A 17,061-nucleotide genomic window follows, 5' to 3' on the forward strand; every position below is an offset into this window, starting at 1 on the left:
TCAACTCCCCCGAACCAACGGTTTGACCCGTCCGCTGGTTTCATCTCCGTAGTATATGCCGAAATTGCCCATGCGGCTTTCCCGGGCGAAACGTTCCAGCATCGTACAGATCGCCGGGTCCGCGACATCCATCAGCGTCGACTCGACGATCTGCGTAAAAGCCCCGTTGGCTGGGGTGCCGTCCTCGGCTTGGCAAAGGAACGAGATATGCTGTCGTCGCGACTTGTCCTGGTAGACCGAATAGATAAAGCCCGGTTCTGCCTTGATCCCACATTCCGCGATCAACTGGGCTAATGCAGTATCGGCGCCGTTCTCCATGTCCTCGGTTGCCGGAATGGACAGCCCGCCGTTGCCATCGTCCAGCAGAAGGATCTGGCCGTCCCGCTCGATCAACGCGGAAACCACGACGCCCGCGCGACGGTTGAGCGCCAGGGCTTCGGCGGCAGGCGTCACATAGGCGCCGCGGGCATAGCCCAGGCCAGGTGCGATCGAGTGGTCGAAGGCCTCGACCCGACCGATCAGGATCAGGTGGTCGCCGGCTTCGACTGTCTTGAAAACCGAGCAGTCAAACCAGGCTGAAACCCCGTCAAGGATTGGTGCGCCGTTGGGTCCTGGCTTCCAATCGACACCGGCAAACCGGTCCTGCGAAGGGCGTGCGAAGGTGTTCGAAACGCTGATCTGATCCTCCGACAGGATGTTGACGGCGAAACCGGCGGCTTCAGAGAATGTGTTGAAATTGCTGGAAGTATTGGCAAGACAAACCGAGACCAGCGGAGGGTCCAGCGAAACCGAGGAAAAGGAATTGGCGGTAAAGCCGATCGGTCGGCCGGATTCGTCATGGGTCGTGACCACCGTGACACCGGTGAGAAAGGTTCCGAACGCGCTGCGCAGGGCGCGAGGGTCGAAATCGGTCATGCGGGCGACCTTTCGGGCGTTGGGGTCTTCAGCCATTGAACAAGGGCCGCGTTGACAGTCTTTGGATCAGTGAGGTTCACCATGTGCCGATGACCCTCGACGACAACCGCCTGCCCCTTGGCGGCCGCGGCGATGGCGCGGGTCATGTCGGGTGTGGAATTCGGATCCTCAGCACCCGTCAACGCCAGCAAGGGGCAAGAGATCTGAGGGTAGCGATCAGCGTAGACCATGTCGCCCCGGGCAAAGGCATCGTAGGCCGTCGCATAGCCGTCTATGTCGACCGCGGCCAACCATGCGGCGACTCTGTCCCGAGCGGCGCGGTCGGCCGGACCGATTGCGAACCAGCGTTGCAGTGGGGTTTCCAGATCAAACCTTCCGGCGCTGATCAAGCCGGCGCGCGCCAGCACAGAGTCCCGGGCCTGATCGTCCCGACGAAACACTCCGTTCAGCAAGGCGACGCGCCGGACCCGATCGGGATGTTCGACCGCAAACCCGCCGGCAATCAGTGCGCCCATCGAATGACCGGCAAGGTTCACGCAATCCAGGTTCAAAGCGTCCAGCGCCGCCCGCAGCCACTCCACAAATGCTGGTAACTGCGCCCCCGCAGCGATCGGGCCGGACTGGCCATGCCCTGGCAGATCCAGTGCGTAGACCGCGTGCAAGTCGGACAAGGCATCGATCTGCGGTACCCAGGCCTCCGACTGCATACCGACCCCGTGCAACAGGACCAAAGGTTCGCCATCGGGGGGGCCGGCGAAGCGCAAGCCTAGGCGCCCGAATGGTTCAGACAGCTGCCGGATTGTCGACGTCATGTCCCAAATCCTTCAGATCCTGATAACGATCTCCGATACGGTGATGCGGGCGCCCTCCGATCGAAGCACCCAAAGCGATCATGATCTCATCCGGGGCCGGAGCGTCGGCGACCTGCAGGTGGATGGTCAGATAGTGGCTGCGCCGCCCACCATCATTCTTGTCCATCAGGGGAATTTGCATGGCCGCATTCGCCGGTCCGCGCGTGTTGGTGAAGGCAAGGTAGGATTTTGCGCCGACCGCCTCGCGATAGGCATTTCCAAACCTCAGGGTATGGATCAGGGCCGACCCGTGCTCGACCTCGCCATTCACTCCGACAACGGCGGCTTTGCCATAGGCTTCAACCCGGTCACCGCCGCCGGATGCCTCGAGAATCATCTCGGTCAGCATGTGGCCCAGCCCCGGAGCGCAATCGTGTATCTCTGGACGCAGATCTTCGACAAAGCCGCGGCCGGCCCAGGGGTTGGTCACAACGGCGACCGCCGCGATCAAGGTCAGAGGGCGCTCGGCGGTTTTGCCACCTTCGATCAGCGTGTTTTCGACATGCAGCAGTGTTTTACGAATGGTGGCGGGCATCGCAAAGGTCCTGTGATTCCGTTTCCGGCATGATGGTATACCATAAGACAGGATGTCAATCATACCTTGCTGAGGCAACGCGCGACCGATAGATTCCCGTCCATGACATCGCCAAGACTGACCAAGATCGATCATCCACGGGCAACCCTGCGCGACATGGTGCAGGAGCGCATGCGCGAGGCCATCATCGAAGGTGTCTTCCAGCCCGGCGAACGGCTGGTGGAACGTCCGCTATGTGATCAGCTTGGTGTCAGCAGGACAGTCATCCGGGAAACGATCCGCTACCTCGAGGCCGAAGGCCTGGTCGAAATTCTGCCCGGGCGCGGGCCGATCGTGGCTTCGATCACACGGGATGAGGCACGGCAGATCTACGATATCCGCCGCATGCTGGAAACCGCGGCCGCCGAGAACTGCGCGCGCAACATCACATCAGACAGGGCCAGTAGCCTGCATGGGGCGCTGGTGCGGCTCAAGCAGGGCTTCGTGGACAAGACGCCGGGCTCGATCTTCCGCGCCACTTCCGATTTCTACTCAGAGATTTTTGAGGGGGCAGGGCATAATGTGGCCTGGGATGTGGTCCAGCGCCTGAACGGTCGGATCAGCCGGTTGCGGATGATGACCTTGACGGCAACAGAACGCGACCGCCCCGGGATCGAGCATATGGAGGCCATCTGTTCCGCGATTCAGTCAGGCGACCCTTCCGCCGCGCGCCGAGCCGTCGAACGGCATCTGGACGATGCGGCGTCGGTTGCCGAATCCCTGTTCGATGCAGAAGAGGGCCTGGGCAAAGCCGCAAACAGCTAGATCATGCACCGGTCAGAGTTGGGCGCCCAGATACGTCGTCAGGGCCTGACGCGCTCCCTGATCCCAGATCACCCTGAGCCAACGGTCAAACGCATCGCGAAACGCGCCGGATTGTGACAGGTCCTGATAGTACTGGGTCTGCTCAAGCCAGGTGGTCGGGTTGTCGCGGGCCGCGTTGGCCGAGGTGACCAGATCGGACCAGTTGGGATCGTTGGGTTCGATGACACTTCCATCCTCGCGGGTGCCGGCGCACATGCGGGCCCACAGCGCCTCGACCAGGGCCAGCCCATTGACCGGCGCGCTGGCAGCCAACGCATCATAGACGGTGGGAAGTACAAAACCCACATGCCGGGATGATCCGTCAAAAGCAACGCGCCGCGTGGTGTCGACAATGGCTGGGTTGCGGAACCGCTCCTCAATCAAGGTGATGTAGTCCGCCACCGACAGATTGGGCACCGGACGCACAAAAGGCGCGATTTCTTCGACCAAAACCTTTCGGAAGAATGCTGAAACCAGCGGATCGGCCATGCAGTCTGCGATCGTATTCAGGCCCAAGACTTCGCCGACATTGGCCAGAACCTGGTGGCCCGCGTTCAGAATGCGCAGTTTCATGACCTCATAGTCATGAACGCGGTCGGTAAAGGTGGCACCGACCTTGTCCCAATCCGGGCGACCGGCGCAAAAGGCGTCTTCGATCACCCATTGGCGAAAGCTTTCATGGGTGACCGGCGCGGCGTCGTCGATCCCCAGCGCGCGCACCAACTCCAGCTCGGTCGGGCCGGTGGCGGGCACGATGCAATCGACCATCGAGTTGGGAAAGGTGCATTGCGTGTCGATCCAGTCGGCCAAATCGGGGTCCGACAGGCGCGCCAGCCCCACCACCGCCTGACGCAGAACCTGCCCGTTGCCGATCAGGTTGTCGCAGCTCAGCCCGGTCAGCGGACCGACGCCCGCATCGCGCCGCCGTCGCAGGCCCGCGACGATTGCGCCGAAGGCGGTGCGCGGACGGTCGGGATTGGCGGCATCGTGGCGGATGTCGGGGTGGTCGGTGTCCAGCCGCTTGGTAACGGGGTGCACGAAATAGCCGCCCTCAGTCACGGTCAGCGAGACGATGCGGATCGCCGGATCGGCCAGCTGCGCGATCAGCGGACCGTTGTCCTCTCGCGGGGGCAGGTAGTCGATCATCGCGCCGGTCACCTCGGCGCGGCGTTGGCCTTCGGTCAGCTCGACCAGCGTGGTCAGACAGTTCTGAGCCAGCAGCTTGCGCCGCATCTCGGCGTCATAGGCGCGCACGCCGGCGCCGATGATGCCCCAATCCTGCGCCGCGCCCTGCTGCATCAGCCGGTGCAGGTACCAGGCCTGATGCGCGCGATGAAAATTGCCCACTCCGATATGCACGATCCCCGGCGTCAGCGCCGCGCGATCGTATTCCGGGCGCAGAACACCTGTGGGCAACGCGCCCAGATTGGCCTGACACAACCGGACCGGTCGGGTATCCGCGGGGCGCTCCACCATCAGCTCATCCAATTTCCACCATCCACGTTGTATGTCTGGGCCACGATGTAATCGGCCTCGGACGAGGCCAGAAAGACCGCCATTCCGGTCAGGTCCTCGGCCCGGCCCATCCGGCCGAAGGGCACCGCTTCGCCCACTTCCTTCTTTTTCTGACCCGGCGCCTTGCCCTCGAATTTGGCAAAGAAGGCATCGACGCCGTCCCAGTGCTCGCCATCCACCACGCCGGGGGCGATGGCATTCACGTTGATCCCGTGTTTGATCAGGTTCAGCCCCGCCGATTGGGTCAGGCTGATCACCGCCGCTTTGCTGGCGCAATAGACCGCCACGAGTGGCTCGCCGCGGCGGCCCGCCTGGCTGGCCATGTTGATGATCTTGCCGCCAGTGCCCTGCTCGATCATGTGTCGCGCGACCGCCTGCAGGGTGAACAGGGCGCCGGCGACGTTGATGTCGAACACGCGCTGGTAATCCGCGCGGGTGATTTCCACGATCGGGGCGGCGGTGAAGATCGCGGCGTTGTTGATCAGGATGTCGATCCCGCCCATCCGCGCCACGGCGTCGGCCACGCCCGCCTCGATGCTATCCTGCTGCGAGACGTCCATTTCGACCGCAATCGCCTGCGGCCCGATCTCGCGCGCGGCTTTGCGCGCCTGCTGCACGTCGATGTCGGCCAGGGCCACCTGCGCGCCCTCGGCGGCATAGGCCTGGGCAAAGGCCAGCCCGATGCCCCGCGCCGCCCCGGTGATCAGGGCCCGTTTGCCGACCAGCCGGTTCATGCGATCCGCAGCCCCGCCGCGTCGAACCGGTGGATCTTGTCCTCCTCCGGCGTCAGATGGATCGTGTCGCCATGGCGCAGGCCGACCTCGCCGCCGGCGCGCACGGTCATCGGCTCGGCGAAGCCGTCCACATGGACGTGAAAGAACGTGTCCGAGCCCAGATGTTCGGACACCCCGACCGTGCCTTTCCACAGACCCTCGCTGGGTGAGGCGGCAATGTGCTCGGGACGTACGCCGATCGTGTGGGCGCAGTGTTTTTCGGCCTCGGGCCCTTCGATGAAATTCATCTTGGGCGAGCCGATGAAGCCGGCCACAAACTTGTTGCGCGGCGCGCGGTACAGCTCGAGCGGCGATCCCACCTGTTCGATGACCCCCGCCTGCAGGACCACGATCTTGTCGGCCATGGTCATGGCCTCGACCTGGTCATGGGTGACGTAGATCATCGTGGTTTCCAGTCGGTTGTGCAGCTCGGATATCTCCAGCCGCATGCCCACGCGCAGCGCTGCGTCCAGGTTCGACAGCGGTTCGTCGAACAGGAAGGCCGCCGGTTCGCGCACGATGGCGCGGCCGATGGCGACCCGCTGGCGCTGGCCGCCCGACAGCTGGCCGGGGCGGCGGTCCAGATAGTCGGTCAGGTTCAGAACCTCGGCCGCCTGTTCCACGCGGCGGTCCTGCTCGGCCTTGTCCAGCCCGGCCATGCGCAGTGGAAAGGCGATGTTCTTGCGCACGGTCATGTGCGGATACAGCGCGTAGGACTGGAACACCATGGCCAGACCCCGCTTGGCCGGCGGCACCGCGGTGGCGTCCTGACCGTCGATCAGGATGCGGCCGCCGCTGACGTCCTCCAGCCCCGCGATCAGGCGCAGCAGGGTGGATTTCCCGCAGCCCGAGGGGCCCACGAACACCACGAATTCGCCGTCGTTGATTTCGAGATTCAGCGGGGGAATGACTTCCACGTCGCCAAAGCTCTTGCTGACTTTCTCAAGTACGATGCGTCCCATGTGTCTTTCCTTACTTCACGGCGCCGAAGGTCAGGCCGCGGACCAGTTGTTTCTGACTGAACCACCCAAGGATCAGGATCGGGGCGATGGCCATGGTCGATGCCGCGCTGAGCTTGGCGAAGAACAGGCCCTCGGGGCTGGAATAGCTGGCGATGAACGCGGTCAGCGGGGCCGCGTCGACGGCGGTCAGGTTCAGGGTCCAGAACGCCTCGTTCCAGGCCAGGATGAAATTCAGCAGCACGGTCGAGGCGATGCCCGGGACCGCCATCGGCGTCAGGATGTAGAGGATTTCCTCTTTCAGCGTGGCGCCGTCCATGCGCGCGGCTTCCAGAATGTCGCCGGGGATTTCGCGGAAATAGGTGTACAGCATCCAGACGATGATCGGCAGGTTGATCAGCATCAGCACCACCACCAGCCCGGCGCGGCTGTCCAGCAGGCCCAGCTGGATGAACAGCAGGTAGATCGGGTACAGAACCCCCACCGCTGGCAGCATCTTGGTGGACAGCATCCACAGCAGGATGTCTTTGGTGCGCGCCGAGGGCACGAAGGCCATGGCCCAGGCGGCGGGCACCGCGACGATCACGCCCAGCAGGGTGGACCCGCCCGCGATGATGATCGAGTTCCACAGAAACCGCGTGTAGTTCGACCGTTCCTGAACCACCGCATAGTTTTCCAGCGTCCAGTCGAAGTTCAGAAAGATCGGCGGGCTGGCGATGGCCTGGGCCTCGGTCTTGAAGCTGGTCAGGATCGTCCAGAGGATCGGAAAGAAGATCAGCAGGCCGACAGCCCAAGCAAAGGCGGTATTGATCAGCTTGCGTTGTGTGGTGACGGTGCGGGCCATGATGTCGTCCTCCTCACGCGTCCAGGTTTTTGCCGACGATGCGCATCAGGAAGATGGCGACGATATTGGCAAGGATGATGGCATAGACCCCGCCGGCCGAGCCCAGCCCGACATTCTGGCTTTCCAGCACGCGCTGGTAGATCAGGTAGGTCAGGGTGCGGGTGCCGAAGGCGCCGCCTGTGGTCACGAAGATCTCGGCGAAGATCGACAGCAGGAAGATCGTCTGGATCAGGATGACGATCGTGACCGCGCGGCTCAGATGCGGCAGGATGATGAAAAAGAAGCGTTTCAGCGGCGGCGCGCCATCCATTTCGGCGGCCTCCAGCTGTTCGCTGTCCAGCGACTGGATCGCGGTCAGCAGGATCAGGGTGGCAAAGGGCAGCCATTGCCAGGACACGATCATCACGATCGACGGCATCGACGCCTCGGACAGCCACGAGATCGGCTCGGCCCCGAAGAACCGCCACAGATGGGCGAACAGGCCGTTGACAGGATCCATGAACATGTTCTTCCAGACCAGCGCCGAAACGGTGGGCATCACGAAGAACGGGGCGATCACCAGAATGCGCACGACGCCCTGGCCCCACATCGGCTGATCCAGCAGAAGCGCCAGCAGGATGCCCAGCACCACGGTGATGGCCAGCACACCGCCCACGATCACCAGCGTCGCCTGAACGGCGGGCCAGAAGGAACTTGAGGTTACGAACCGGACGTAGTTGTCGAATCCGACCCAACCCAGATCACCGCCGCGCAGCGGCAGGTATTTCTTGAAGGAAAAATACAGGGTCATCGTCAGCGGAACCAGCATCCAGCCCAGCAACAGGACCACGGCGGGGGCCATCATCAGGCGTGCGACGGATCGGGAGTGTTGAGTTGCCATGACGCAAGACCTCTCTGTTCAGGCGGCTTGTTGCCTGCGAGACTAACACGGGTTGTGGAAGGGGGGAGAGCGGGGGACAGAAACCTGCCCACCCGCCGGGAGGAGGCCTCAGTACCCTGCGGCTTCCATTTCTTCGGCCGTGAAGGCCTGTGCCTTGGCCAGAGCTTCGTCAACCGACTGCTGTCCGGCATAGACCGCCGAGAATTCCTGGCTCACCTGGGTGGCGATGCCCGCGAATTCGGGGATGGCGACGAACTGGATCCCGGTATACGGCGTCGGCTTGACGCAGCAGTTTTCCGGATCGGCTGCAAGGATCGACTTCAGCGTCATCTGCGCGAAGGGGATGTCCTTGTAGTCGGGGTTCTCGTACAGCGAGGTGCGCGCACCCGGCGGAACGTTGGCCCAGCCCTCGTTCTCGGCGACCAGTTCGATGTATTCCTTCGAAGTGGCCCATTCGATGAACTGCTTGGCGGCGTCCTCTTTCTGGGTGCCGGCGGGGATGGCCAGGGCCCAGGCCCACAGCCAGTTGGCGCGCTTGTCAACGCCTTCCGAGTTCGGCGCCAGAGCAAATCCAACCTGATCGGCGACAGTCGAGTCGTCGGGGTTGGTCACGAAAGACGCGGCAACGGTGGCGTCGATCCACATGCCGCATTTGCCCTGCTGGAACAGCGACAGGTTCTCGTTGAAGCCGTTGGTGGCATACCCGGCGGGGCCGGATTCGTTCATCATGTCTACGAAGAAGGTCAGCGCCTCTTTCCACTCGGGCTGATCGAACTGGGGTTTCCAGTCTTCGTCGAACCAGCGCGCGCCGAACGAGTTCGCGGTCACGGTGATGAAGGCGCCGCCCTCACCCCAACCGGCCTTGCCGCGCAGGCAGATGCCGTTGATGTCGTTGTCGCGGTCCGTCATCGCAGCCGCCGCTTCGCGGATAAACTGCCAGGTCGGTGCCTCGGGCATCTCCAGACCGGCCTTCTCCATCAGGTCGGTGCGGTACATGATCATCGAGCTTTCGCCATAGAACGGTGCCGCATACAGCGTGCCGTCGTGGCTGAGGCCGCCCCGCATCGCGGGCAGGATGTCGTCCACGTCATATTCCGCGGACATACCGTCCAGCGGCACAAGCCAGCCGTTCGCGCCCCAGATCGGCGTTTCGTACATGCCGATGGTCATGATGTCGAACTGGCCGCCCTTGGTCGAGATGTCGGTGGTCACACGCTGGCGCAATACGTTCTCTTCCAGAGTGACCCATTCCACCTCGTGGCCGGTCGCTTCGGTGAACTTGTCGGTGTATTTCTGCATCCGGATCATGTCGCCGTTGTTTACGGTGGCGATCGTGATCGTCTCTGCAGTTGCGGCGCCGGCGGTCAAAGCCGCTGCGCTTGCCGCCCATAGAACGGATTTCAGGTACATTCTTTCCTCCCTGGTGTCGAATTACCTGGAGGAAAGCATCACGAATTATTTGGCGCGCGTCAACTAAAATTTTACGCGCGTAAAAAAGGTGTCGAAAATCAGGCCGAACTCCGCAGTATCAGACGCGCGGGAAACAGGGTTTCGGTGCGCGCGCTCAGCCGCCCGCCGGATTCGACCAGTTGCGTCAGCGTCTCGACGGAGCGATTCGACACCGCGTTGTAGTCATGCGCCGCGGTGGTTAGCGACGGGCAGGTGAACTTGGAAAACGGATGGTCGTCATGCGAGGCGACGCGCAGGTCGCAGTCGTCGCCCAACCCGACCCGCAGGCCCTTTTCATAGCAGGCCGACAGGAACCCGATGGCCAGCCGGTCGTTGCTGCACAGAATGGTGCGCGAGGGCAGCCTGGGCTGCTCCAACAGCTTGAATGCGCCCTCGCGGCCGATTTCCTCGAATCCCCAGCCGCGCCCGTCGACCTTGATCACCTGCGGCTCAAAGCCCAGGCTCTCCATCTTCTTGACATAGGCGATTCGACGTTTGTTGGCGTTGGGGTTGGCGGGGTGGCGCATCTCGAAGAACGCGGGCGGCTCGCCGCTGCGGCACAGGTAATCGACGGTCTGTTCGATGAAGCTGGCATTGTCCGACCCGACAAAGGCCGCGCCCATACCCTCCAGGTTGCTGTCGAACAGGATGGTGGGAATGTCCTTGCAGAATTTCTCGATGAACGACCGGTCGGAATCGCGCCCCAGCGGCGCCAGCAGCACGCCGGCCGGTTTCAGCGCGCGCAGGCTGTCGAGGATCTCGGCCTCCTGCGCGGGGTCGCCATAGGCGCTGTAGAGCGTCGGGCGGAACCCGGCCTCGATGCATTTTTCCTCGATGTTGCGGGCGATCTCGGCAAAGAACGGGTCGGCCAGATAGGGCACTACGATGCCGACATTCTTGGTCAGCTTGCGGTTCTGGTTCATGGCAAAGATGTTGGGGCGATAGTCGAACCGCTCCAGCGCCTGCTCGATCCGTTCGCGGGTCGACCGACGGACGCTGTCGGGATCGTTGAAGTATTTCGAGACCGTCGGGCGCGAAATCCCGCTGACGGCGGCGAACTCCTCCATGTTCCGGATTTTTCTGGGTGCCATGCCTTGCCTCTGGCGCGGGACACGGCCCGCGCCACTCTGAATTTGTCGGTGTTTTACCTTTTCTTATCGCGCGACAAATTTCAACGGCAGAGTTCCGGGACGGCCATTCCGGTCAGATCAGCATCTCTAGCCGGGCCTCAGGGAAGCGTTGCAGAACCGGCGCGATCCGGTCGGCGGGCAGCAGGCACAGCGCGGTCGACAACCCGTCGGCCAGCGCCGCGTCAGGGGCCGAGACCGAAACCGCCCGATGTCGGACCGGCTGACCCTGCGGGCCCAGAATGTGGCCATGACGCCCGGCCAGTTGTGTCGCATCGGGGGCCGAGGTTGCCACCGCCCGGTCGCGCAGTTCGATGCGCCGTGTCACGCCTTCGGGGCCGGCCAGGCCGACGCGCCAGTCCGACCCGTCGTCGCGGCTGCCGATGGCGGCGATCTCGCCCATGTCGACCAGCACATCGGTCAGCCCCTGCGCCCGCAACAGCGCCGCGATGCGGTCGGTCACAGCACCCTGAGCGATGCCATTCAGCGTCAGCGCCGCGCGGCTAGGATGGGGCAGGCGGATCGCTTCGGTCGAAACCGAAACCCCCTGCCACCCGACCAGCGCCCGCGACCGTTCCACTTCGGCATCCGGCGCGTCGTTGGCCAGCGCCATCCACAGCGGTTGAACGGTCGGGTCGAAGGCACCGCCGGTCGCGTCATGCAAGGCGGCGCTTTGGGTCAGCACCTGCAGCAGTTCCGGCGCCGGGGCGGGCAGGGTGCCGTCACGGTTCAGGCGGCTCAGCTGCGAGTCCGGGCGGTACAGGCTGAAGATGTTCTCCAGCCGGTCCAGTTCGGCCTCGAGCGCGGCGATGATCGGCGCGGCCTGCGCGTCACTCAGCCCGACCAGCTGCAGGCTGGCGGGTGCCCCCAGCGCGGTGCCGCGCCAGCGGGCAACCGGGGCGGCGCGCGCCACGGTCGGCAAGGCGGCGCAGGCGGCCGAGATGGCCAGGAAACGGCGGCGGGACAGGGGGGTCATGCGGGTGTCTCCAGGGATTGCGTCAGATCGACGGGCCCAAGCGCCGCGTCGTCGGGAATGTCGGTCAGGGGCAGGGCGGTGCCGCCGTAGGTTTCGATGAACCGCGCGGCGGCGTCCAGCGTGGCAAAGGGCACGATCTCGGGCGCGCCCATGCCGCCGGCCACGCCGGCGCCCACCACGAAGGTGGCCTGATCGGCGGCGATCCAGTTCGATATGCCCGGCTCGTGCCAGCTGGGGGCCGCGCCCATGTCGCTGACATAGACCGCGGTGATCTCGGCATCCCGCTCGGGGCTTTTGAGATAGGCCACCATGTCGCGCACCTGCGCAAAGAACAGTGGCGCGGGATAGCCTTCCAGATGGATCTGCCCCTTGGGACCGCCGTGTTCGGCCACGTTCATCTGGCAGAAATAGCTGAGCGCGGTATCGGTCAGATCGACCGGATCCGGCGGGGCGGCTGCCTGTTCATCCTTGCAGGCCGCCAGCGCGATCAGCGCGATCAGAGCAAGGCGGGTCATGGCTCGACCCTCCGGAAGGCCAGCCGTGCAAGGGCAAAGCCCAGAATCGGCCAGACCAGCAGCGAGGCGGGCGCCGCCCAGGCGGGCAGGGCCTGCGCCGCGCCGGTCATGCCGGACGCCATGGCCACGCCCTCGGTCGCGGCGATGTTCCACAGACGGAACGCGTCGGCCGGGTTGGCCACCATCACCCAGGGAAAGACGGATTGGGTGAAGACGCCGCCTTTGTCCATGACGACGGCTCCCAACAGCCCAAGATCATAGAGGACGACGAAGACCAGCCAGAGCCCGGCCGACAGACCTGCCGCCGCCGTTGCGCCCCTCGCCAGGGCGGACAGCAGGTATCCCAGCGCCAGAAACACGGCGCCCAGCAGGATCGAGGTGACGATCAGGCGGCCAAGCGCGAACAGGCTGTCCGCGCCCGCGCCGCCGAACCACGCAGCGACCGCCCCGGCGGTGCCGAAACCGACCGTCATGGCGAAGGCCAGCGCCGCCAGGTGGGCGGTGAATTTGCCCAGCAGAATTTCCCCGCGCCCCGCCGGGTAGGACAGAAGCAGCGACAGGCTGCCCCGGTCCACGTCACCGGCGATGGCGTCAAAGGAAATCATCAGCGCCAGCAACGGCGCAAGATATACCGAAAGCGTGGTCATCGAGGCGACCGACACCGTCAGCATGTCGACCCCCAGCGTGCCGGTGGGCGCGCTTCCGGCAAAGGTCAGGGCCAGCGCGAACAGAACCATGATCAGCGTCGCCACCAGCAGCCAGCGGTTACGGCGCAGGATCAGCATCTCGGTACGGGTGATGGCAAGGAAACGGGTCATTGCAGCGCCTCCTGAGCATAGTGGCGATAGAGGTCTTCCAGCTTGGGCGGGGTCATCTCGAGGTCGGCCACGGCATCGCCCAGCCCGGCGATGCGGCGCAGCGCCTGCATCTTGTCGGCGGGCGAACACAGCAGCTCGACCGAGGCGCCGTTGATCCGGTTGCCGCCCAGTTCGGCGGCCAGCGCGTCGGCATTGGCGCGGGCGCGGACCCGCAGCCGGATCGGCAACCCTGCCAGCGCCGACAGGTTGGCCAGCGTGTCATCGGCCACCATCCGCCCCTTGCGCATGATGGCGATGCGGTCGGTGCGGGCCTCGACCTCGGTCAGGGCGTGGCTGGCGATCAGCACGGCGGTGCCCTGCGCGGCCAGCTCGTCGATGATGGCGTACAGGTCCTGGCGGGAGATTGGGTCCAATCCCGAGGTGGGTTCGTCCAGCAGCGCCAGTTTCGGCTGGCCCAGCAGCACCTGCGCAAGGCCCAGCCGCTGCCGCATCCCCTTGGAATAGGCGCCGATCCGGCGGTCCATCGCGTCGCCCAGCCCGACACGATCCAGCAGGGCGGGCACGTCGGCGCGGGTGCCTGACAGCTTGGCAAACAGGGTCAGTTGCTCGCGCCCGGTCAGGGCCGGGTGGAACGAGACCGCCTCGGGCAGATAGGCCGTGTCGCGACGCGCCTGCGCGCTGCCAGGGGCGGCGGTGCCGATGCGGATCGTGCCGGCCTGGATGGGTGTCAGGCCCAGGATCGACTTGATCAGGGTGGATTTTCCGGCGCCGTTGTGGCCCAGCAGCGCCACGCGCTGTCCGGGCTCGAGCGTCAGGGAGATATCGCTCAGAACGCGGGTCTTGCCGCGATCCTTGCAGACCGTTTCGATGGACAGGGCCTTATCCGTCATGAGGCACCTTTTTCATGGCTGGGGGTTGAGGGGCTTGCATCAAGGGGTGGCTGTCGATCACGCCACCCGGCAGCAGCGCCGGGAAGGCCGATTGCGACCAGCGCACCAGCTGCACGGCGGGCGAGCCGAGCAGCAGCTTGGCTGCGGGTTGGGTCCACAGCACATGGTCCATGCTATCGTTGGGGCGATAGGGGGCATCGGCGATGCCGTCGCCGTTCACGTCATACGCGGCAAAATCGGACCAGTAGTTGCCGCGGCCGTCTTCCGACCACTCGACCCATTTGGTCGAGACGTATTTCACCTGTGTCCGGTTGCCGACAAAGGCGTTGCCGACGATACGGTTGCGTTCGCTGCCGGCGGTGAAATGAATCCCGATGCCGCAGCCTTCGAACCAGTTGTCGGTGAATTCGTTCTTGTTGGAATTGTACAGAAAGGTGCACTTCTCCTTGGCGCCTTTCACCACGTTGCCCGAGATCACGCTGTCATTGGCATAGTTCAGCATGACCCCGTGTTCGCGGTCGCCGACCGAGACGTTGTTGATCACCTGCACGTTCGAGGTGAACATCACCGCATAGCCCAGATCGTTGCCGATCGAGACATTGTCGCTGACGATGGAATCGTCGGCATACATGTAGTGCACGGCAAACCGCAGGTCGCGGAAAGTGTTGCCGGTGAAGGTATTTTTCTTCGACGAGTTCACGAAGATCCCGTCGCGGCCAAAGCGGATGTCATTGCCTTCGACCACCGCGCCCGGCGCGTTCCAGACATAAACACCGTTGCCGCGGTCGTTCATCCGGCGGTCCTGCCGGCCCTCGATGCGGTTGCCGCGCACGATGCTGTCATCGGCACCGTGGATGTCGATGCCATAGAGATTGCCCAGCAGCACGTTGTTTTCCACCACGGCGGCGCGGGCCGTCTTGGTCAGTTGGATGCCGCTGTCGATCTCACCATGGTCCGACCCCGACCCGATCACGGTCAGGCCGCGCAGGTTGATGTCGGGTCCGGTCACGGTGATGACGCTGCCGGTGCCTTGTCCGTCGATGGTGGCCTGGCCCTGCCCGTCGATGGTGACGGGCCGGTCCAGAACCAAGCGTTCGGCATAGACGCCGGGGCTCAGGCGGAGGGTGTCGCCATCCGCCGCCTGCGCCAGTGTCTCAGTGATGGCCCCCGCCCGGTTGGGCACGTCCCAGTCCGCCGCCCAAAGCGGCGAGCCGAGCAGAAGCGGGATGAGCAGGGGCCAGCGCATGGGTCAGGCTCCCTGCGGTTCGACCAGCATCCGGCCGCGCATTTCCATGTGCAGCGCGTGGCAGAACCACTGGCAATAGAACCAGTGCACGCCCGGACGGTCGGCAGTGAAGGTGATCGAGGCGGTGGCCTGTGGCGCGACCTCGAAGGCGATGCCGTAGTTGCCCAGGCAGAAGCCGTGGGTCACATCGTCCACGTCATCCAGGTTGGTGACGTAGATCGTGACCTCGTCGCCCTGTTTGACGGTGAACTTCTCGAGGCTGAAGGTCGGCGCCTGCGAGACCATGTAGACCCGCACCTTGTTGCCGTCGCGGATCGGCTCTTCGGCGCCTTCCTCCAGATCGACGCCATCGGCCTCGGCCTGTTTGCGCGCATCTTCCCAGGTCGGGTCGTTGCGGTCCCAGACGTTGACCGGGTTGACGATGTCGCGGCGCACGATGATCGAGTCATGCGGCTCGGCAAAGGTCGGGCCGTCATGCACCACCTTCATCTCGTCGGTCGAGATGTCGATCACCTGCTCGTTCTCGGGCTTGAGCGGGCCGGTGTTCAGGAACCGGTCCTTCGAGAACTTGTTCATCGAGATCAGCCACTTGCCGTCGGCCTCTTTGGTTTCACCCATCGAGGTCGAGTTGTGGCCCGGCTGGTAGTGCACATCCACCTTCGAGATGATCGGGTCGACGTCCTCGCCGTTGTAGGCGCGGATGGCCTTGTCGAGGTTCCATTTGACGATCTGGCTGTCCAGGAACAGCGTGGTGAAGGCGTTGCCCTGACCGTCATAGGCGGTGTGAAGCGGGCCAAGGCCCAGCTGCGGCTCGCCCACGATGCACGACCGCGGATCGGCGTCGCTTTCGAACAGGGCATCGAGCTTGGTCACGTCCATGATCGACACGGTCGGCGACAGCTTGCCGTTGATGCAGACGTGCTTGCCGTCGGGTGCGGTGTTGATGCCGTGCGGCGAGTTCGGGATCGGGATGTAGCGGGTATACTTCTTGTTCGACCCCTTGCGCCCGTCCAGAACCTTGACGCCCTTGATCTCCTGATAGTCGCCCGCGGCGATGCCGGCCTCGATTTCCTTGAGGTTGAAGACGACGACGTGGTCCATCTCGCTCTCGGTCATCTCGGCCAGGTTCATGCCCATTTCCGAGTTGTACGAGGTCGAGTAGGCGTATTTGCCCTGATAGTCGCAATCGGTGTTGTCGAGGTTGCCCGACACCATCACCTGCCAGGCGATCTCCATCGTGTCACCGTCGATGGCGGTGAAGATGTTGACGTATTGCGACGGATCGTCCAGCACGCTGCCGTCGTTGATCAGCGGGGTTTCGTCCTCGCCATTGGCAAAGACATAGCCGGTGCGCGGGAATTTCTGCGGGCGCAGACCGTGGATCGCCTTGGCGTTGGGGATCTCGATGATCTTGTCGCATTTCATCACGTCGCAGCGCACGCGGGCCACGCGTGTGTTGGCCTTGTCGTTCATGAAAAGATAACGGCCGTCATAGGTGCCGTCGGTGAACGACATGTGCGGGTGGTGCAGGTCGCCGTTGTCATAGGTTTTCATGCCGCGCTTGGCCAGGAACTCCTTGGTTTCCAGCAGAAGGCCTTCGGTCATGATCTTCAGCGACTCGTTGGTCTGGCCCCATCCGGTGGCCGAGCAGCGGTTGAACACCGGCACCCGCATCAGTTCGCGCATGGAGGGGAAGCCCATGATGCGCAGCTCGCCAGTCTGGCCCGAAGACCAGAAGCCGTAATATTCGTCCAACTCGCCTGGCGCCAGTTCGACCTTGGCCGCGGCGCTGGCCTGTTTGGCGGTCATCATCGTGGACCCAAGGCCGGTTCCGGCCAGCACGGCCCCGGTGGCCGTGGCCCCCAGCATCCCGCGGCGGGTGATGTTCAGTTTGGTGTCGTGGTCCGACATGGTCGTTCCTCCTT

The 17,061-nt window shown here is 64.1% G+C and carries 17 protein-coding genes; 1 reads left to right on the plus strand and 16 read right to left on the minus strand.

Annotated features, from left to right (window positions below; all coding sequences use genetic code 11):
• From ACR3EL_RS19000 to ACR3EL_RS19010, 3 genes are read right to left on the minus strand one after another with little or no spacing between them, the layout of a single operon-like run.
• Entirely contained in the window at nt 1–915 is a 915-nt protein-coding gene (locus ACR3EL_RS19000) for a flavin reductase (RefSeq protein ID WP_170341730.1), read from the minus strand.
• Nucleotides 912–1,727 carry an alpha/beta fold hydrolase gene (locus ACR3EL_RS19005; protein ID WP_170341731.1) on the minus strand — a complete coding sequence of 272 codons (816 nt, stop codon included), beginning with the start codon at nt 1,725–1,727 and terminating at the stop codon, nt 912–914. The genes ACR3EL_RS19000 and ACR3EL_RS19005 overlap by 4 nt, the downstream gene beginning before the upstream one ends.
• Nucleotides 1,699–2,301 carry an amino acid synthesis family protein gene (locus tag ACR3EL_RS19010; protein WP_170341733.1) on the minus strand — a complete coding sequence of 201 codons (603 nt, stop codon included), beginning with the start codon at nt 2,299–2,301 and terminating at the stop codon, nt 1,699–1,701. Before ACR3EL_RS19010 ends, ACR3EL_RS19005 begins: the two co-directional genes overlap by 29 nt.
• Before the next feature lie 102 nt (nt 2,302–2,403).
• Between ACR3EL_RS19010 and ACR3EL_RS19015 the strand changes: the two genes are divergently transcribed.
• Complete coding sequence (locus ACR3EL_RS19015; RefSeq protein WP_170341735.1) at nt 2,404–3,105, plus strand: GntR family transcriptional regulator; 702 nt, start codon at nt 2,404–2,406, stop codon at nt 3,103–3,105.
• Between the two features lie 12 nt (nt 3,106–3,117).
• Here ACR3EL_RS19015 and ACR3EL_RS19020 read toward each other — a convergent pair whose 3' ends face one another.
• The 13 genes from ACR3EL_RS19020 to nosZ form a co-directional block, all read right to left on the minus strand.
• Nucleotides 3,118–4,620, minus strand: coding sequence for a mannitol dehydrogenase family protein (locus tag ACR3EL_RS19020; RefSeq protein WP_170341737.1), 1,503 nt, complete (start codon nt 4,618–4,620; stop codon nt 3,118–3,120).
• Nucleotides 4,620–5,393, minus strand: coding sequence for an L-iditol 2-dehydrogenase (locus tag ACR3EL_RS19025; protein WP_170341740.1), 774 nt, complete (start codon nt 5,391–5,393; stop codon nt 4,620–4,622). Before ACR3EL_RS19025 ends, ACR3EL_RS19020 begins: the two co-directional genes overlap by 1 nt.
• On the minus strand, nt 5,390–6,394 hold the full coding sequence (locus ACR3EL_RS19030) for an ABC transporter ATP-binding protein (RefSeq protein ID WP_170341742.1): 1,005 nt from the start codon (nt 6,392–6,394) through the stop codon (nt 5,390–5,392). Before ACR3EL_RS19030 ends, ACR3EL_RS19025 begins: the two co-directional genes overlap by 4 nt.
• Before the next feature lie 10 nt (nt 6,395–6,404).
• Nucleotides 6,405–7,235, minus strand: coding sequence for a carbohydrate ABC transporter permease (locus tag ACR3EL_RS19035; protein ID WP_093963212.1), 831 nt, complete (start codon nt 7,233–7,235; stop codon nt 6,405–6,407).
• A 13-nt stretch (nt 7,236–7,248) separates the two neighbouring features.
• Nucleotides 7,249–8,115 carry a carbohydrate ABC transporter permease gene (locus ACR3EL_RS19040; protein WP_093963211.1) on the minus strand — a complete coding sequence of 289 codons (867 nt, stop codon included), beginning with the start codon at nt 8,113–8,115 and terminating at the stop codon, nt 7,249–7,251.
• 108 nt (nt 8,116–8,223) lie between these two features.
• On the minus strand, nt 8,224–9,525 hold the full coding sequence (locus ACR3EL_RS19045) for an ABC transporter substrate-binding protein (RefSeq protein ID WP_170341744.1): 1,302 nt from the start codon (nt 9,523–9,525) through the stop codon (nt 8,224–8,226).
• A gap of 98 nt (nt 9,526–9,623) precedes the next feature.
• Entirely contained in the window at nt 9,624–10,655 is a 1,032-nt protein-coding gene (locus ACR3EL_RS19050) for a LacI family DNA-binding transcriptional regulator (protein WP_093963209.1), read from the minus strand.
• Nucleotides 10,656–10,767: 112 nt separating this feature from the next.
• The gene (locus tag ACR3EL_RS19055; protein ID WP_170341746.1) at nt 10,768–11,667 is read right to left on the minus strand and encodes an FAD:protein FMN transferase; all 900 of its coding nucleotides are present in this window, start codon (nt 11,665–11,667) and stop codon (nt 10,768–10,770) included.
• Nucleotides 11,664–12,182 carry a nitrous oxide reductase accessory protein NosL gene (locus tag ACR3EL_RS19060; RefSeq protein ID WP_170341748.1) on the minus strand — a complete coding sequence of 173 codons (519 nt, stop codon included), beginning with the start codon at nt 12,180–12,182 and terminating at the stop codon, nt 11,664–11,666. The genes ACR3EL_RS19055 and ACR3EL_RS19060 overlap by 4 nt, the downstream gene beginning before the upstream one ends.
• Nucleotides 12,179–13,000 (minus strand): ABC transporter permease, encoded by an 822-nt coding sequence (locus ACR3EL_RS19065; RefSeq protein WP_005977220.1) that lies wholly within the window; start codon nt 12,998–13,000, stop codon nt 12,179–12,181. Before ACR3EL_RS19065 ends, ACR3EL_RS19060 begins: the two co-directional genes overlap by 4 nt.
• Nucleotides 12,997–13,890, minus strand: coding sequence for an ABC transporter ATP-binding protein (locus tag ACR3EL_RS19070; RefSeq protein WP_170341750.1), 894 nt, complete (start codon nt 13,888–13,890; stop codon nt 12,997–12,999). Before ACR3EL_RS19070 ends, ACR3EL_RS19065 begins: the two co-directional genes overlap by 4 nt.
• Nucleotides 13,880–15,136, minus strand: a complete 1,257-nt coding sequence (locus ACR3EL_RS19075) for a nitrous oxide reductase family maturation protein NosD (protein ID WP_170341751.1) — start codon at nt 15,134–15,136, stop codon at nt 13,880–13,882. The genes ACR3EL_RS19070 and ACR3EL_RS19075 overlap by 11 nt, the downstream gene beginning before the upstream one ends.
• Before the next feature lie 3 nt (nt 15,137–15,139).
• Complete coding sequence (nosZ, locus tag ACR3EL_RS19080) at nt 15,140–17,047, minus strand: TAT-dependent nitrous-oxide reductase (RefSeq protein WP_170341753.1); 1,908 nt, start codon at nt 17,045–17,047, stop codon at nt 15,140–15,142.
• Nucleotides 17,048–17,061 lie beyond the last annotated feature (14 nt).

This window comes from Ruegeria sp. BJ3, from assembly GCF_056535665.1.

Coding starts and splice junctions, on each gene's coding strand:
- ACR3EL_RS19020 (WP_170341737.1), bottom strand. CDS start 4,620: ATGGTGGAGCGCCCCGCGGATACCCGACCGGTCCGGTTGTGTCAGGCC.
- ACR3EL_RS19075 (WP_170341751.1), bottom strand. CDS start 15,136: ATGCGCTGGCCCCTGCTCATCCCGCTTCTGCTCGGCTCGCCGCTTTGG.
- ACR3EL_RS19010 (WP_170341733.1), bottom strand. CDS start 2,301: ATGCCCGCCACCATTCGTAAAACACTGCTGCATGTCGAAAACACGCTG.
- ACR3EL_RS19015 (WP_170341735.1), top strand. CDS start 2,404: ATGACATCGCCAAGACTGACCAAGATCGATCATCCACGGGCAACCCTG.
- ACR3EL_RS19005 (WP_170341731.1), bottom strand. CDS start 1,727: ATGACGTCGACAATCCGGCAGCTGTCTGAACCATTCGGGCGCCTAGGC.
- ACR3EL_RS19065 (WP_005977220.1), bottom strand. CDS start 13,000: ATGACCCGTTTCCTTGCCATCACCCGTACCGAGATGCTGATCCTGCGC.
- ACR3EL_RS19030 (WP_170341742.1), bottom strand. CDS start 6,394: ATGGGACGCATCGTACTTGAGAAAGTCAGCAAGAGCTTTGGCGACGTG.
- nosZ (WP_170341753.1), bottom strand. CDS start 17,047: ATGTCGGACCACGACACCAAACTGAACATCACCCGCCGCGGGATGCTG.
- ACR3EL_RS19070 (WP_170341750.1), bottom strand. CDS start 13,890: ATGACGGATAAGGCCCTGTCCATCGAAACGGTCTGCAAGGATCGCGGC.
- ACR3EL_RS19040 (WP_093963211.1), bottom strand. CDS start 8,115: ATGGCAACTCAACACTCCCGATCCGTCGCACGCCTGATGATGGCCCCC.
- ACR3EL_RS19025 (WP_170341740.1), bottom strand. CDS start 5,393: ATGAACCGGCTGGTCGGCAAACGGGCCCTGATCACCGGGGCGGCGCGG.
- ACR3EL_RS19000 (WP_170341730.1), bottom strand. CDS start 915: ATGACCGATTTCGACCCTCGCGCCCTGCGCAGCGCGTTCGGAACCTTT.
- ACR3EL_RS19045 (WP_170341744.1), bottom strand. CDS start 9,525: ATGTACCTGAAATCCGTTCTATGGGCGGCAAGCGCAGCGGCTTTGACC.
- ACR3EL_RS19035 (WP_093963212.1), bottom strand. CDS start 7,235: ATGGCCCGCACCGTCACCACACAACGCAAGCTGATCAATACCGCCTTT.
- ACR3EL_RS19055 (WP_170341746.1), bottom strand. CDS start 11,667: ATGACCCCCCTGTCCCGCCGCCGTTTCCTGGCCATCTCGGCCGCCTGC.
- ACR3EL_RS19050 (WP_093963209.1), bottom strand. CDS start 10,655: ATGGCACCCAGAAAAATCCGGAACATGGAGGAGTTCGCCGCCGTCAGC.
- ACR3EL_RS19060 (WP_170341748.1), bottom strand. CDS start 12,182: ATGACCCGCCTTGCTCTGATCGCGCTGATCGCGCTGGCGGCCTGCAAG.